Genomic DNA, 17187 nt, shown 5'->3' with positions numbered 1-17187 from the left:
AAATGAAAATACTCTTGCTTACTAATCATCTAAATGCCGGTGGGATCACTACCTATGTTCTTTCATTGGCTAAAGGTTTAAAAGAAAAAGGTCATTTGGTTAAAGTAGCTTCGAGGGGAGGGGAGAAATTAGACGTATTAAAATCATTGGGTATTGAGCACATTTTTCTGAACATTTTTACTAAATCCGAAATAAGTCCAAAGATTTTCTGGGCAAAAAGAAATCTTTGTTCAATCTTGGAGAAAGAAGGAATGGATTTATTACACGCGCAAACCAGACTTACGCGTGTAATATCTAGGTATGTTCAAAAGAGGTTAAATCTCCCTTTTGTTTCTACCGCTCACGGTTTTTATAAAAAACGAATCAGTCACAAAATTTTCCCCCATTGGGGAAAGGGAGTGATTGCCATAAGTAAGGCAGTGGAAAAGCACCTCAAAGTTAAATTTGGGTTAGAGGGAATTAAAATAAAGGTGATTTATAACGGTGTAGAAATGGGGAGTTTTAAAAAAAGCGAAAAAGAGATAAATGGATTGAGAAATAACTTTGGTTTAAGCAGGGGTCCGGTGATTGGTATCATTTCTCGCCTTGCTGAAATTAAAGGGCATTTTTATCTTATCCGAGCGATGAAATATGTTCTTGAAAAAATCCCCTCTGCACAATTACTTATCGTGGGTGAGGGAAAAATTAGAAATTTGCTTTTGAGATTAATTAAAGATTTGGAAATGGAAAAAAGTGTATTTTTAGTATCTTCTATTTCGGATAAATCTTTGATTTTTTCTCTTATGGATATTTTTGTTTTACCTTCATTAGAAGAGGGTTTAGGGATGGTGCTTTTGGAAGCGATGGCCTTCGGTATTCCGGTAGTTGCTTCAAATACTGGAGGGATATCTGAGATAATTCAGGACGGAGAAAATGGTTTACTTGTTTTACCGCGTGATGAGAAAGGCTTAGGAGAAGCAATCTGTAGGATATTGGAGGATGATACTCTAAAGAACAAACTTGTATTTAAAGGTAAGCAGACAATAGAAGAGAAGTTTACCCTTGATAATATGGTAAAAGAAACAGAAGATTTTTATCGCGAGATATTAACCTTCTAACAATTCTTGCTCTTTTTGTTTCCTTGCTGTATGATGTAATTGTTTAATTTTGTAATTGGTTTATTATGAAAAACATTCTTATTATTAATGTTAACTGGCTGGGAGATGTTTTATTCTCTACTCCCTTTATCCGTGCAGTGAGGAACAAATATCCCGATGCTCATTTGGCTTGTATGATTGTTCCTCGCTGTAAGGAAATTCTCGAAGGCAATCCTTATCTTGATGAACTGATTATTTATGATGAGGAAGGGGAATACTCTTCGCTCTTAGGCAAGTTGCAGTTTATAAGTCTATTGCGTTCCAAAAAGTTTGATGAGGTGTATTTGCTCCATCGTTCTCTTACGCGCACTCTAATCACTGCGCTGGCTAAAATTCCCAAACGCTGTGGGTATGTTACAAAAAAAAGGAAATTGTTTCTTACCCATAAGGTTGAAATTCCTAAAGGCGACTTACATCGCGTGGAATATTTTCTCAATTTAGCTCATGCCTTAGATATGCCCATCGATAAAATGGGCTATGATTTTTTTATTCCTTCTGAAGTGGAAACTTATATAGAAAAATTCTTAGAAGATAATGGCATAACTAAAGGCACTCCCTTTATCGTCCTCAATCCAGGGGCAAACTGGTTTTTGAAACGCTGGCCACCCAAATATTTCGGAATTTTGGGAGACATGTTGACTAAAAAAATGAAGGCAAAAGTTGTGATTAGTGGAGCAGATAAAGATTCAGAGCTTGCTCAGGAGATTGCAGAGTATATGGAGACAAAACCCGTTATTGCCACCGGTAAGACCACCCTTAAACAGTTGGGTGGATTATTTAAACGAACGGAATTAATTGTAACCAATGATACAGGACCTCTCCACATTGCCGTTGCCGTGGGAGCAAAAGTGTTAGCTTTGTTTGGGCCCACCGCAAGCAAAATCACTGGACCCTATGGACCGGGTAAATATCGGGTAATTCAAAAAGATGTAGGATGTACTGTCCCTTGTTATCATTTAAAATGCAAAGATAATCGTTGTATGAAATCCATTACGCCTGATGAGGTGTTTGCAGAAGTAAAGAAATTAGTAAGTAATGACTAGTTAGCAATGAGTAATTAACAATGAGAAAAGTTAAGAAAATTTTGATGATAAGCTTAAGTAATATTGGAGATGTTATTTTGACTACTCCGGTTCTTGAACATTTAAAGGAAAATTTTCCCCAGGCATTGTTTGATATTCTCGTTGGGCCGAGAGGGAAAGAGGTTTTGGAGAAGGATAGAAAAATAAGTAACTTATTTTTCTATAATAAAAAATCTTCCCTAAAAGAAAAAACTTCTTTAATTAAGAAATTGCGTCAGGAGCGATACGACTTGGTAGTAGATTTACGCCATACTCTCATCCCTCTCTTGATTCACCCGCGATATAAAACCTCTTTATTAAGAAACAGTAATAAAAATAGCCTGCATATGCGGGATAAGCATTTAAAAGTCATAGAAAAATTGGGATTGACGATTTATCCCCACCTTAAACTTCCCAGAGTGCATTTTGAAAAACAAGACCAAGATTATGTAGAACATCTTTTAAGAGAGGCCTGTATTGAGAAAAGTGACATTTTGATAGTTATTGCTCCCGCTGCACGTAGCTCGACGAAACGTTGGGAACTAAAAAACTTCATAGAAGTAGGCCGGAGGTTAAGGGATGAATGCAAAACTAAAATTATTCTTGTAGGTTCTCAAGATGATTTCTTAATTGCTCAAGAGATAAAGAATAATCTTGGAGATGGCGTTTTTAACTTTTCGGGTAAAACTACCATTCCCCAGCTTGTAGTTTTATTGAAGATGGCAAGGGTTTTAATCACCAATGATTCCGCCGTGCTTCATTGCGGTTCTGCTGTAAATATTCCCACCATTGCCATTTTTGGACCAACCGATCCCATAAAATACGGACCGCTGTCGGGGAATTTTTTTGTCTTACGCAGATTATTGTCCTGCGTTCCTTGCGAGAAAGCACAATGTAGGTATGGACATCGGAAATGCTTAGAATTGGTCAAACCCTGGGAAGTAGTTGAGGCAGCAAAGAAATTACTGATTACTGATTACCGATTACTGGTTAGCAAACAGGATTATAAGCGTATTCTGGTGATCCGCACCGATAGAATTGGTGATGTAGTTTTGTCCACACCGGTTATTAAAAATCTCAGAGACAGTTTTCCTCAGAGTTTTCTGGCGATGATGGTTAGTTCTTATACTCAAGAGATTGTAGAAGGCAATCCCTACTTAGATGAGGTAATTGTCTATGATAAAAGGGGAAAAGACCGTTCTTTACTGGATACTTTAAAATTTATAACTAAAATAAGAAAATATCGTTTTGATTTAGCTTTAATTCTACATCCTACAAATCGTGTCCATATCATTTCTTTTCTCGCAGGAATTCCTAAAAGGGTTGGCTATAAAAAGAAATGGGGTTTTTTAAATACCAAGCGGATAGAGGAGAAAAAATACTTAGGAGAAAAACACGAGTTGGATTACAATTTAGACCTTTTAAATTATTTAGGAATCGCTAAATGCGATAGGTCCTTATTTTTCCCCATTAGTAAAGATGCGGATGAAAAAGTTGATTTATTGCTAAAGGAAAATGGTTTAGAAAGTAATAATTTTGTAGTCGTTCATCCCGGAGCAAGTTGCCCTTCCAAAATCTGGCCTGCGGAAAATTTTGCTTCCGTTTCTGATAGAATGATAAAAGATTACGGGATGAAGGTCTTGATTGTTGTAGCTAAAAAAGATGCTTACTTGGCTAACAGAGTAAAAAATTTTATGCAATACAGTCCTACGTTTGTTTTTGTAGATTTTTCCCTTAAGGAACTCGCTTCGCTTTTAAAGAGAGCGAAGTTATTTATTTCCAATGATAGTGGACCGGTGCACATTGCGGTAGCAGTAAAAACGCCGGTAATCAGTATTTTTGGAAGAAAACAGGCGGGTTTAGGTCCAAAACGCTGGGGGCCATTAGGCGAAAAAGATATTGTTTTGCATAAAGATGTGGGTTGTGTTAAATGTCTTGCACATAATTGTAAAATTGGGTTTAAATGTATTAGGTCAATCACTTCCGAGGAAGTTATAGAGGCGGTAAGTAAAATTCTTGATAGCGATTATTCAAATACTAAAAACTCCGCCACAAAAGTTAGTAAACTTGCCCAAAAATGTGGCGAGATTGATGGAGTTGCTTAAGAGAAGCACATCGAGCAAATATAAAAATGAACGGTTCTAAAATCCGAAATTCTAAATTCGAAACTCTAATTTTAAAATTTATAGTAATACTTACTGCTTTTACAATGGCTGGTTGTGGAACACTGGCGAGGTATAAACAGATAGAAACCGTTACCTTAGAAGATAAAGAGGTGGAGATAGAGCTCAAAGAAGCAAAACCCGAATTAAGAATAGGGGAAAAACTTACTTATGAAATTTACTGGATGAAGATGCCCGTTGGTATCGTGGTCACAGAGATAAAAGAGATGGTAGAGCTAAATGGACGTCAGGCTTATCGCCTCGTGGGTAGTGCTCGTTCAAATAAATGGCTCAATTTTCTCTTTAAGGTTGATGATTATATGGAATCTTTTCTGGACAAAGAAACCCTTCTAAGCATAAGACATACGGCGGTAAGAAAGGAAGGGAAATATAGTGCGTATTTAGTTTTAGATTACGATTGGGATAATAAAATTGTGAAATTTCAGAATTTAAAAGACGGAACAAATAAGACTTTTCCTCTTCCCACCGAAGCAGTTGATGAATTCAGTGCTTTTTATTGTTTTCGTCTGAAGGAAATTACTACCGAAAAGCCTCTGGAATTTACAGTAAATCAGGTGGAAAAGAATTGGTTACTTAAGATAGCTATTACCAGCTTTGGCAAGATGAATCTTCCGGGGGTGGGTGTTTTTGATGCTTTTATGGCGGAGCCCGTTCCTCAATTGGGGGAGAAAACTTTTGACAAAGGAAGTGCCTGGGTTTGGTTAAGTAATGACGAAAACAGAATTCCCCTGATGATGAAAGTGCACATGAACATTCCTGTGGTAGGCACGGTGGTAGCGGTTTTGCAAAAGATAGAGTAAAAAGATTGTTTTTTCGCATAATTTATGGTATAAAATTACCTTAAAATGGTGATAGACTTTTGTAAACTAAAGACTTACCCTTTAAGAACGCGCAAAAGCAAGGTAAAGATAGAAAAATTTTCTTCTCTCAATTTTCTTAAAAAAGATTTCTTTTCTTCCCTTCCCGATATTCTTGCCGGAAAAGATTTTAAACAGCTCATATCCGAGATTATTCAGGCAAAACGTAAAGAGAGAGCGATTATTTTTATGCTCGGTGCCCATGTGATAAAATGTGGACTCTCTCCCTTTATCATCGATTTGATGCGCAGAAGAATTATTACTGCTGTTGCCTTAAATGGAGCGGGGATAATCCACGATTTTGAGATTGCCTATCAGGGAGGAACTTCTGAAGATGTGGATGAAGCAATTCAAAATGGTAGTTTCGGTATGGCCAGCGAGACTGCCGATTATCTCAACAGAGCAATAAAAGAAGGCAGAATTAAAAACTATGGTTTGGGAGAAGCCATTGGAAAGATGATTGCGCGGAGGAAATTAAAATATCGAGCATATAGTTTGCTCTATGCAGGAGTAAAATATCAAATTCCAGTTACTGTCCATGTAGCCATCGGTACGGATATCATCCATATGCATCCCTCCTGCAACGGCGCAGATACCGGAGAATTGAGCCTGCGTGATTTCCGGCGGTTCTGTGAGGTGGTGAGCAAATTGGGGAAAGGGGTAGTTATAAATTTTGGTTCGGCGGTGATTTTGCCCGAGGTATTCTTGAAGGCATTGGCGGTAGTAAGGAATCTGGGTTTTGGAGTGAAGAATTTTACTTCTGCGGATTTTGATATGATAAAACATTATCGTGCTTTTACCAACGTCGTAAAAAGACCAACTTTAGAAGGTAAAGGTTTTTCTTTCATCGGGCACCATGAAATTATGCTCCCTTTGTTATATCGGGCAATTATGGAAAGGATGTGTAGAGATGGTTGAGAATAAAAAATTAAGAAAAATTATTTCTTCTTTTAGCAAGGCAAAAGTTCTGGTGGTAGGAGACTTGATGCTTGACGAGTTCATCTGGGGAGAGGTAGAGCGTATTTCTCCCGAAGCACCCGTTCCTGTGGTCTGGGCAAAGAAGAAGACTTATGCTCCCGGAGGCGCAGCCAATGTTGCCTGTAATCTTAGCAGTTTAGGAGCAAGCGTTAATTTGTTGGGAATAGTGGGTAAGGATAATAATGGAGAAATTTTGAAGAAAGAGTTAAAGAAGAGAAACGTAGATATCAAAGGAATCTTTTCCTATTCTCAGAGGCCTACCACTCTGAAAACGAGAATCATTGCCGGACATCAGCAGACAGTAAGGGTTGACTGGGAAGATACCAGTCCTCTTCCTGATTGCTGGCTGGAAGATATTATTGAATATCTTGAAAAGTCTATAGGTCAGTATCAGGCGGTGGTTATTGAGGATTATGGCAAGGGAATTATTACCCCCGCCCTTTTAAATAAACTTAGGAATCTCGTTAAGAAGAATAAAATAGTTGTTACTGTTGACCCGAAAGAAGAACATTTTGACTATTACAAGGGTTTTACCGCCATTACTCCCAACCGTAAAGAGACAGAAAACGCCATCCGCTATTTGAAAATAAAAGGCACAGTTCCCTTAAGGATTAACAGCGACAAATTGATTACTGATGAACAGATTAATCGTGCGGGAGAGGAATTGAGGCGGGGGCTGGACTTGGAAGCACTTCTTGTTACCTTAGGTGAACAAGGGATGTGTCTTTTTGAGAAACATAGAAAACCTTACCGCATCTCTACCGTGGCAAGAGAGGTTTTTGATGTGGCAGGAGCAGGAGATACGGTAATTGCCACTTTTACTTTAGCTATTTCTCAGGGAGCGGGGATGAAAGAAGCAGCGCAGTTAGCCAATTTTGCCGCAGGAATAGTAGTAGAGAAATTGGGTGTAGCAGTTACTAATCAGGAAGAGTTAATCGCCCGTATAGAAGATGAAAGTATTAGGAGTGATTCCCACAAGATATAAATCAACGCGTTTTCCCGGTAAAGCTTTGGCTAAATTAGGGAACAAACCGTTGATACAATGGGTTTATGAAAATGCAAAAAAAGCTAAATTAGATAGAGTTATTATTGCTACCGATGACCAGAGAATCTTTAAAACCGTTCAAGAGTTTGGTGCGGATGTTCTGCTGACTTCTTCCCACCATTGCTCCGGCACAGAGAGGGTTGCTGAGGTAGCCAAAAAAATCAAGGCGGAAATTATCGTAAATATTCAGGGAGATGAACCGTTTCTTAAACATCAGATGATTAGATTTTTAGTGAAGAATTTTATGGAAGATAAAAGTGCAGACATCGGAACTTTAGCCACTTCTATTAAAAACAGAGAGGATTTAGTTAATCCCCATGTGGTGAAGGTTGTTTTTGACAAGAAGGGTTATGCCTTATACTTTTCACGTTTTGCAATTCCTTATTTAAGAGACCAGGATAATCGAGCTTCCTGCCTTATCGAGAGTGGGGCAGTGTGCCAGTATTTTAAACATCTGGGAATTTATGTCTATAAGCGAAAAGCGCTTCTTGATTTTGTCAAGTTTCCTTTGGGGAGGTTAGAAAAGATGGAGTGTCTTGAGCAGTTGCGTGCCTTAGAGAACGGAATGCGCATTAAAATAATTATTACTAAAGATGATACCTTAGGAATCGATACCCCCCAAGACTTAAAAAGGGCAGAGGAATGGTTAAGGAGATTAAATTAGGGAAAATAAAAATCGGGGAGAAAAATCCATTAGTTTTAATTGCTGGACCTTGCGTGATTGAATCTGAGAGGCATGCTTTTTATATGGCTGGTGCTTTAAAAGAGATTACTGAAAGATTGGATTTTCCTTTTATTTTTAAATCCAGTTACGACAAAGCAAATAGGCTCTCTATCAAATCCTATCGAGGTCCAGGATTAAAAAAAGGTTTAAAGATTTTAGCAAAGATAAAAGAAAAATTTGCTTTACCTATACTTTCTGATATTCATTGTCGTAATGAGATAAAAGAGGCAAAAAGTGTTTTAGATATCATTCAAATCCCCGCATTTTTAATAAGGCAGACCGATTTGGTAGTGGAAGCGGGAAAAACTGGCAAGGTGGTTAATTTAAAAAAGTCGCAATTTCTTGCTCCTTGGGATATGAAGCACATCATTGAGAAAGTAGAAACAACGGGGAACAAAAAAATTTTACTTACGGAAAGGGGAACCGCTTTTGGATATAATAATCTGGTAACCGACTTGCGGTCTTTAGCCATTTTAAGAGGATTTGGCTATCCGGTGATTTTTGATGCGACACATTCAGTACAAATTCCTGGTGGAAGAGGAGCTTCTTCTGGAGGTAATAGGGAATTTGTCCCCGGGCTTACCCGGGCAGCTGTCGCTTTTGGTTGCGATGGCATTTTTTTAGAAGTGCATGATGATCCTCATAAAGCCCTTTCTGACGGTCCGAACATGCTTGATTTAAAAGCATTAGAAAAATTACTTAAAGAAGTAAAACCAATCAGCCAAATATGGAAGAAAGAAGAACTAATCCTTTAAAGAGTGCCAAAGATGTTTTCCAGATAGAGGCGAAAGCAATCCTCGATTTGTCAAAGCGCTTGGGTAGAAATTTCTTGAAAGCGGTAGAACTCGTTTCTAATTGTAAAGGCAGGGTTGTGCTTACGGGAATGGGTAAAGCCGGAATAATCGCCCAGAAAATTTCTGCCACCTTATCTTCTTTAGGCACGCCCAGCCTTTGGCTCCATCCTGCCGAGGCGTTACATGGAGATTTAGGCCGAGTAACTCAGGCAGATATTGTGATTGCCCTTTCCACCAGCGGAGAGACCGAAGAGTTGACTAAACTCCTTCCGTTAATCAAAAAAATTGGGGCAAAATTGATTGCTTTTACGGGAAATCTCCAATCTAACTTAGCGCGTTATGCCGATGTGGTTTTGGATGTTTCGGTGGAGAAAGAAGCCTGTCCCTTAGGGCTTGCTCCTACCGCTTCCACCACCGCCATTCTTGCGTTAGGTGATGCCTTGGCCATTGCGGTTTTGAAAAAAAAAGGTTTCAAGAAAGAAAATTTTGCCTTACTCCATCCCGGCGGAACCCTGGGGAAGAGGTTGTTATTAAAGGTAGAAGACATTATGCGCAAAGGAGAGGCAAATCCGGTAGTGAGCGAAGATACACGCATAAAAGATGTGCTTTTAGCCATCACCCGCGCCCGTGCCGGCTCTGCCACGGTTATTGGTAAGAACAAAAAACTTCTGGGGATTTTTACCGATGGGGACCTGCGCCGCCATATAGAAACTGACCCGAAACTTTTAGAGCGAAAAGTAAAAGAGATTATGACCAGATCTCCAAAGACGATTAATAAGGGAAGTCTGGCTGAAGAGGCATTAAAGATTTTGCGCGAATACAAAATTGATGAAATTCCCGTAGTTGATGAGAAAAATAGGCCAGTTGGACTTATAGATGTGCAGGACCTCTTGAAAGCAGGAATAGTGTAAGGTTAGTTAAAGGGTTAAGTAGTTAAGTTAAGAGAAAGATAGTTTTTCTCATTGTAGAAAGCTTATAAGATTTTCTGGATTTCGTTTTTTAGTTTACGGATTACGGTTTACGGATTACGAATTTAGAGTTTTGGATTTTGAGTTCAGAGTTTGAATAACTATGGATATTTTTGAGCGGGCAAAAAAAATTAAGTTACTCATTATGGATGTGGATGGAGTTTTGACTGATGGGAAATTCTATTATGGGAATTATGGAGATGAACTGAAAGCGTTTAACATCCATGATGGATTTGGCTTAACTCTCCTTACGCGGGCAGGGATAAAGACGGTGATTATTACTGCCGGGAATTCCAAAATAGTTACCCGTCGCGCAAAGCATTTGCGCATTACCAAAATATATCAGAAAGCCTATAAGAAAATAAATACCTATACAAGAGTGTTAAAGAAATTCCGCATAAAAGATGAAGAGGTCTGTTACATTGGCGATGATTTGATTGACATTCCCATTCTAAAACGCGTAGGACTTGCGGTCTGTGTGCCTAATGCCCGTGAGGAATTAAAGTCTTTTGTGCACTATGTAACGGTAAATAAAGGTGGAGAAGGAGCAGTAAGGGAGGTAATTGAGATTATTCTTAAGGCGCAGGATAAATGGGACCTGGTAACGAAACGCTACTTCTAAAAATGAGAAAAATCGGCTTTGATAATGAAAAATACCTCTTTGAACAGAAGAAAGCAATCTTAGAGCGCATTGAGAAATTTTCCGGAAAACTCTATCTTGAGTTTGGAGGAAAACTCTTCTACGATTACCACGCCGCAAGAGTTCTTCCCGGTTACGACCCCAACATAAAAATAAAACTGCTTAAGAGCCTAAAAGATAAAATTGATATTATTCTTTGCATCTATGCTGGAGACATCGAAAAAGGAAGAATTAGAGGAGACTTTGGGATTACTTACGATGTTGATGCCCTGAAATTGATTGATGACTTAAGGGAGAATGATTTAGAGATTGTAGGTGTTGTGATTACCCGTTTTGATAATCAACCTCAGACATTGAGATTTAAGAATCGCTTGGAGCATCACAAGATAAAGGTCTATTTACATTCAGCCACCAAAGGATACCCTACCGATATAGACACAATTGTAAGTGAAGAGGGATACGGAAGAAATTCCTATATTGAGACCTATAATCGCATTGTGGTGGTAACCGGACCCGGTCCGGGGAGTGGCAAACTTGCTACCTGTTTATCCCAGCTTTATCATGATTATAAACGGGGAATAAAATCTGGCTATGCCAAATTTGAGACCTTTCCTATCTGGAATATTTCTCTGAAACATCCCGTAAACATGGCTTATGAAGCCGCCACTGCTGATATTGGTGATTTTAATCTTATTGACCCCTTTCATTTATCTAAATACAATCAGACCGCTGTAAACTACAATCGCGATGTGGAGATTTTCCCGGTATTAAAAAGAATTATGGAAAAGATTATGGGTTCGGAAATGATTTATCATTCCCCAACCGACATGGGTGTAAATCGGGCGGGTTTTGCCATCGTTGATGATTTGTTAGTAAGCTCAGCGGCAAAACAGGAAATTATCAGGAGATATTTCCGCTATCGCTATGAGAATCTTTTAGGGTTAGAAAAGAAGGAAGTGGTGGAGAGGGTGGAGTTATTGATGGAAGAATTGGGATGTTTTCCTGAAGATAGAAAGGTAGTAATTCCTGCTCGGGAATTTGCAGAAAAAGCCCAGGAGAAATTGAAAGATTTATCAATTATCGGCTGTGGCGCTGCTTTGGAACTTCCTGACGGCAAGATTGTTATGGGAAAAAATTCCCTATTGATGAGTGCTTCCTCAAGTTTAATCCTTAATGCCATAAAGGTTCTGGCGGGTATTCCCGACAAGATTCATCTTCTTTCTCCCAAGATAATTGAAGAGATTAGTGCCTTGAAGAAAAATATTCTCCACATGAAGCGTGAGATTCTTGATTTAGATGAAACCTTAATTGCGTTGAGCATGTCTTCTGCTACCAATCCTACTGCAGAACTTGCCATGGAGAAGTTGAAAGATTTAGCAGGTTGTGAAGCCCATCTTACTTATGCTCCTCCTCCGGGAGATGAAGTGGGTTTGCGGAGGTTAAGGATTAATGTTACTACCGATGGCAATTTCCCCTACCGCGATTTATTCATAACCTGAAAAACCGAAACAACCTGACCTGCTAACCGTACCCACCTCGTAGGTGGTCCCCATGACCACCTACGAGGTGGGCTGGGTTGGGTGGTTGTGTAACCGACAAATATGGAATTTGAAAGGGTATTGAGAAAAATTTTGAAAGAATTTAGGAAGGGGAATATTCATTATGCCTTAATCGGAGGCTTTGCTTTAGGAGCTTTAGGAATCCCCCGTGCCACCTTCGACCTTGATTTTCTGGTTGAAGCTGAAGAACTGGAAGCGTTAGATAAGATTCTTAGAAAGTTGGGATATCATCTCTATTTTAGGACTGAGAATGTTTCTCATTTCCGTGCCCATAATCCTCAATGGGGAAGTTTAGATTTCATTCATGCTTTCCGGAAAATTTCCTTAAGGATGCTTGAGCGTGCAAAGGAAAGAAAAATTTTTAACGGTAAGGAGTCAATAAGAATATTACTGCCCGAAGATATCATCGGACTTAAGGTGCAAGCAATCGCCAATGACCCCTTGCGCAGGATAAAAGAATTAGCGGATATAGAGGCGTTGGTAGACTTATATAGAGAGCGTTTAGATTGGCAGAATTTAAAAGAATATTTTTCCCTCTTTGAGATGGAAGAGGAATTTAGAAGATTAAAGACGAGGATTAAAGATGTTAAGTGAAGCAGAGAAAAAAGAACTCTTGTCTTTGGCAAAAGCAAAGCACCTTCAGGAAGAGTTTAGAAAAATGGCAAAAAAGAACTTCCCCTCCCGAGGAAAGAATATAGACTTAGATTGCTATATTAAATTTTTGGATTCCTTTAACCGCATTTTTAATTTTAATACCACTTCCCAAAAGTCAAGAAGCTTTTCCCGTTTTAAAAATTGTAAGAAATTTATTCTCTGACCACTAACCCCTTTACCCACCTCGTAGGTGGCCATCGGGGCCACCTACGAGGTGGACTGGGTTGGGTGGTGGGTGATAGGTAGTGACGTTTCTTGATAGGGGGTAAAGGAAAGGGAGAGAAGAAGGGGATAAAGGCAAAAGCGGATTATCAGAGTTTATAAAATAGAGAAATAATTAGTTAAGATAATTTTTATACTTGACGAAAGAAGAGTTGTGGGATATAGATAGTATAGAATTAGTTAAATAGTTAAATGATTAAAAAGGAGGAAAGAGATGAGAAAAAGTCATCAAATTCTCGGCTTATTGGGTTTTGCTGTTTTTTTTCTTTAATTTTGCACTTTCCTGCGAAGGCTTTGTTTATCTTTATAGCCAGCCAAATAAGTATGTGATGGAACAAACCTATTCGGAATTTGATTTTCCTATTCTTTTAACTCCTGCCGAGTTAATCAAGGAATTGCAAAGTATTCCCCATTGGTAAAGGGCGCATTTATGAGACAAGATTTACCTTAGAAGATTTAGAAATAGATGATGAACTTCCTCAGGATACGATTTGTAACAGTTAGGAGCATTAATAATGAAACAAATGGGCTTAGAGAGTTTGGTAAAGGTTGATTCTGAGAGTAAAGAGGTAAGTTTTGAAGTTGAGTTTGTAAAAATAGTAAGTGAAGTCTTAGAATATCGCGACGGAGGAGGGATAAGCGTAGAGCATAAGGAGTTAAGAGATTTGGCTTTAGGGAAAGAGATTGTTATATAATAGATATATAATTAAAGATTGAGTTAGAAGATGGTTTTGTGGGCTATGATTGGGCTGTAGGAGGCTTATTATTGAGACAACTTAACCATAACTTATACTACCCCTGACAGCATTCCCTATACCGAAGAAAAAGAGTTATTCATTCATCAGGCAGAAAGTAAAGTTAAGCCCGGGACCTATGTGATGGGAGTAATCTATACTGTAAGACTCTATAAAGACTCTATAAACCCGATGGAACTTTGGTAAAGGTAGAGCAGTGGTTTTTGCCCAAGGTGACCCTCGGCATGTTTTTTTATCAGAAAAAAGATTTATAACCTTCTTTCTTAGATGGGAATGAACCTTCTTTAATCTCCTTTTTCTCGGCAATTGTAAACTCTTATCTCACTTCTGTAAACAAAAGTTACCCCCAGAGAGTTCTTGCCTTCAAGCATAAGTTATTCAATTTCAAGAGCTAAGGTTATTCTTCCCTCAGAAGGGAACAAAAATTGACACTAAAATAAGGAAGAGAGAGAACTTGTTTAGAGAAGGCTATTGTTCCTAAGTCTTTGTTTAGCAGATACTTGAGAAAATATCTCTTTCTTTCCTCTAAACAGGCATAATTTTTGCTTTATATTGCTAAAATAAAAGGATGCAAAATTAGTATAACTTGACAAAAATTGTATGTTATGTTATAATTATAGTGGGAAGAAAAGTATAATAAAATAATTTTAAAAGTTATTAGATTTTTGAAAAGGTGAAGGGAGAGAAAAATAAGAAAATGTTTGGGAGAAAAAGGGTTCTTTTAAAGATTTGGATAATCGGGGGATTATTTTTACTAGCAAGGATACCTTCCGGTTATGGAGTTATAGATCTATGGGGTGGAGGTGAGTATTCGCTTCCTATTAGCGATGCTGAATTAACTCCTCCTCCATTAACAATGCCTAAATGTGATCCTGATAGTCTCATCGTGACAACAGGATTCACGGCGTTATTGGAACAATTTACATTTACGCCTAATGCGACGTTACTAAACGAAATTTATCATTTTGCTGAACGCCAGCTTACTCAGTTTTCTTCAGAGGAGAGAGAGCCTTTATTAAGAGATATGGCAGATACTTTTCAGATGGTTATTGACAATCCAGGAATAGACGAGGGATTAAAAATGGAAATAGCCCGAAGAGCTTTAGTGAGTATGGAAAGGGGATATTTTGTGGACAGAAATTTAGAGGTTCTGGATGCGTGGATGCGCTGGAATGCCAAGCAGAAAAGTAGTAATGGTTTAATTGGTCGAATTTATGATATGATTAATTACGGTAGGCAGCTTTATAGCTCTATTTTTAGATCGGCGGTAGATAATCTTTACTCTGGGAATGGTTACGATAGGCTTCTAAGATGGAGTGTAGAGCTTGCCCTTGCGGCAAGAACAGGAAATATTTCAGGATTGGCAGGAACGGTTAGGGATGTTTTAGGTTATGTAAAAAATAATCTTGGTTATTCCCACTGTTTAGAAGAATTGATTTATCTTGCATATATAGGAACGAGCATATTGCGCGAACATAAAGATGATGTTATTCAAGGATATCTTTCGGAGATAGCAAAGATAGCTGATGACATTTTGGGGACAGACGTCGAAGCATTAAACCAGCAAAGAGCAGATTTATCCACAGAGACAGGAACCTATCCTTGTCTTTTTGGAGGATTTACAAGAGTTGAGCAAGAAATGTTGCGGGGAATAGTAGAAATAGGAGGGCAATTACCACAAAGTGGGGGAGTTGTTTCTGGTGGTTCTTCTGCCGAATTATCTAAGGGGGAAGGTAAATTAGTAATAGGCCAAATTGGCGGAGAAACGGGTCAAACTGGCGGAGGAGCGGACCAAGTTGACGAAGTAACGGGTCAACCTGGCGGAGGAACGGACCAAGTTGGCGAAGTAACGGACCCAACTGGCGGAGGAACGGGTCAATCTGGCGAAGGAACGGACCAAGTTGGCGAAGGAACGGGTCAAGATGGCAAAGTAACGAACCCAGCTGGCGGAGGAACGGGTCAAGATGGCAAAGTAACGAACCCGGCTGGCGGAGGAACGAACCCGGCTGGCGGAGGAACGAACCCGGCTGGCGGAGGAACGAACCCGGCTGGCGGAGGAACGGACCAAACTGGCGGAGGAACGAACCCGGCTGGCGAAGTAAAGGACCCAGCTGGCGAAGGAACGGATAAAGCCGGGGGAAATGATCAAAAGGTTCAAGATAGTGGTAGGAAAGAGGGAATCGATGATGCTTCTCTTGTTCTTTCTCCAGAGGTTTTAAAATTTATAACTTCTGTTTCTTCAATTACATATCTCGGGTATGGCAGTACGCTAATACAAGACAATGCAGTTGCTCAAGGAGTTTGGGAGAACATACTAAAAGGGTTAGGGAGAAAGGATGCAGGAATGCTTGTGGATTTATTTATTGAGGCTATGCAAGGAGGAAAGGTTGATCCAGAACATTTAAAATTTGTTGCAGAGCAAATTAATGCTGATGTTCAGGTAATTGAAGATGGTTCAGGGCAGATTATTTTTATAGGATTTGAGGGAATTGATGAAGAAACTCAGCAACAAATTATTGAGAGTTTTAGAAATATGGGTGTTGGAGGGCTAAGAATTGTAATTAAAATGGCAGGAGTTTTGGCTTTTATTTCTTCTAAGGGGGTTATCTTTATAAATTTGGGTATCGATAAAGAACTCAGTCTGGAAGAGATTTTGAAATTGCTGGCGCAACTTATTCTTTTAAATTCTAAAGCGCTTAAGATCATTCCTTTTAAGAATCTTCCTCCGGAAAGGGAATATATCTATTACCTGCAGTATGCTTTGTTAATCTTACTTTTACTGCTGGGATTAAGAATGGCTACGAAAAACATAAATTGGAAGTTACTCTATCAAGGAGTTCCGCATAAAGAAAGGAACCTCAAGATTTTGATCAAAGCAAAGACCGTAGATAAGACAAGAATATATTCTCTCCCGCGCTCAGATAGAGTTAGAACCTCTTCCTCAGGGCGAGATTCCTTGAGGACAATCATTGGTTTAGGAAAGGATGGCTTACAGATAAAAGAGTTAGAACAGGAATTGGATAAGAATTTAGGGAGAATGAAATACTGGGCAAATTACCTGAGCGACTTACAGCAGAAAAAATAACTTGCCGAATTAAGAATAAAGATTAAACAACAAATATCAAAATTTATCAAAACTTAAATAACTAATCTAAAAAATAATCAGTTATAAAAAACTTTGCCATTTCGTAGGTGGCTAAAAAAGAGAGAGGGGGGAAGAAAGCCCTTTTTATATAAAGCTCATTCCCATTTCTGAAAATTACGCTCACAATTCATTCTCTTAATCACATTCCCCTTGACACTTAATCACACATATGCTATTTTATTTATGAAGAATCAAAAAAATTTATTTTGAAAAAATGATGAAAATATTTAAGTTTTTAATAATTTTTGTTCTATTTTTTGCGTCTTTTTCTTGGGCGATGCTTATGGAAACGGAGAGTTTCTCTTATAGAAAAGAATCCGAAAGAGTAATTGTGGGTTTTAAAGAAGAAACTACCGAAGCAGAGATACTTAAGTTTCTTGAAAAATACCACTGCCAGTTGATGGGGCCTATAAGTGAATTTCGTGTCTACGGAATAATCCTTCCTCAAGGGCTGACCTATCAAGAT

Annotated in this window: 16 protein-coding genes; all 16 read left to right on the top strand. The window is 38.7% G+C overall.

Annotation, left to right across the window (positions count from 1 at the left end; translation table 11 throughout):
- The first annotated feature begins 2 nt into the window (after positions 1–2).
- Positions 3–1097, top strand: coding sequence for a glycosyltransferase family 4 protein (locus NC818_05455; protein MCM8784199.1), 1095 nt, complete (start codon positions 3–5; stop codon positions 1095–1097).
- Between the two features lie 65 nt (positions 1098–1162).
- Positions 1163–2179: a lipopolysaccharide heptosyltransferase II gene (gene waaF / locus NC818_05450; GenBank protein MCM8784198.1), complete on the top strand. Its 1017-nt coding sequence runs from the start codon at positions 1163–1165 to the stop codon at positions 2177–2179.
- A 20-nt stretch (positions 2180–2199) separates the two neighbouring features.
- A complete protein-coding gene (gene waaF, locus NC818_05445) occupies positions 2200–4302 on the top strand; it encodes a lipopolysaccharide heptosyltransferase II (protein ID MCM8784197.1) in 2103 nt (700 codons plus the stop codon).
- Positions 4303–4328: 26 nt separating this feature from the next.
- Positions 4329–5180, top strand: a complete 852-nt coding sequence (locus NC818_05440; protein ID MCM8784196.1) for a DUF3108 domain-containing protein — start codon at positions 4329–4331, stop codon at positions 5178–5180.
- A gap of 45 nt (positions 5181–5225) precedes the next feature.
- Positions 5226–6155: a hypothetical protein gene (locus NC818_05435; GenBank protein ID MCM8784195.1), complete on the top strand. Its 930-nt coding sequence runs from the start codon at positions 5226–5228 to the stop codon at positions 6153–6155.
- The gene (gene rfaE1, locus NC818_05430) at positions 6148–7200 is read left to right on the top strand and encodes a D-glycero-beta-D-manno-heptose-7-phosphate kinase (protein MCM8784194.1); all 1053 of its coding nucleotides are present in this window, start codon (positions 6148–6150) and stop codon (positions 7198–7200) included. Before NC818_05435 ends, rfaE1 begins: the two co-directional genes overlap by 8 nt.
- The gene (gene kdsB, locus NC818_05425; protein MCM8784193.1) at positions 7166–7924 is read left to right on the top strand and encodes a 3-deoxy-manno-octulosonate cytidylyltransferase; all 759 of its coding nucleotides are present in this window, start codon (positions 7166–7168) and stop codon (positions 7922–7924) included. The genes rfaE1 and kdsB overlap by 35 nt, the downstream gene beginning before the upstream one ends.
- The gene (kdsA, locus tag NC818_05420) at positions 7903–8739 is read left to right on the top strand and encodes a 3-deoxy-8-phosphooctulonate synthase (protein ID MCM8784192.1); all 837 of its coding nucleotides are present in this window, start codon (positions 7903–7905) and stop codon (positions 8737–8739) included. The genes kdsB and kdsA overlap by 22 nt, the downstream gene beginning before the upstream one ends.
- Positions 8712–9689 (top strand): KpsF/GutQ family sugar-phosphate isomerase, encoded by a 978-nt coding sequence (locus tag NC818_05415; protein ID MCM8784191.1) that lies wholly within the window; start codon positions 8712–8714, stop codon positions 9687–9689. Before kdsA ends, NC818_05415 begins: the two co-directional genes overlap by 28 nt.
- 160 nt (positions 9690–9849) lie before the next feature.
- Positions 9850–10368: an HAD-IIIA family hydrolase gene (locus tag NC818_05410; protein ID MCM8784190.1), complete on the top strand. Its 519-nt coding sequence runs from the start codon at positions 9850–9852 to the stop codon at positions 10366–10368.
- 2 nt (positions 10369–10370) lie between these two features.
- Entirely contained in the window at positions 10371–11885 is a 1515-nt protein-coding gene (locus NC818_05405; protein ID MCM8784189.1) for a DUF1846 domain-containing protein, read from the top strand.
- Between the two features lie 102 nt (positions 11886–11987).
- Entirely contained in the window at positions 11988–12539 is a 552-nt protein-coding gene (locus tag NC818_05400) for a nucleotidyltransferase family protein (GenBank protein ID MCM8784188.1), read from the top strand.
- Positions 12529–12762, top strand: a complete 234-nt coding sequence (locus tag NC818_05395) for a hypothetical protein (GenBank protein ID MCM8784187.1) — start codon at positions 12529–12531, stop codon at positions 12760–12762. Before NC818_05400 ends, NC818_05395 begins: the two co-directional genes overlap by 11 nt.
- A 574-nt stretch (positions 12763–13336) precedes the next feature.
- Positions 13337–13516, top strand: coding sequence for a hypothetical protein (locus tag NC818_05390; GenBank protein ID MCM8784186.1), 180 nt, complete (start codon positions 13337–13339; stop codon positions 13514–13516).
- A 733-nt stretch (positions 13517–14249) separates the two neighbouring features.
- A complete protein-coding gene (locus NC818_05385; protein MCM8784185.1) occupies positions 14250–16661 on the top strand; it encodes a hypothetical protein in 2412 nt (803 codons plus the stop codon).
- 274 nt (positions 16662–16935) lie between these two features.
- Positions 16936–17187: hypothetical protein (locus NC818_05380; protein ID MCM8784184.1), on the top strand; the 252-nt coding region annotated here is incomplete at its 3' end.

The organism is Candidatus Omnitrophota bacterium (assembly GCA_023819145.1).
In the GTDB taxonomy this organism is placed as follows: Bacteria; Omnitrophota; Gorgyraeia; order DTHP01; family DTHP01; genus JBFWKV01.
Note: the sequence above shows the minus strand (reverse complement) of the source record. Positions and strands in the feature narration are given on the sequence as shown.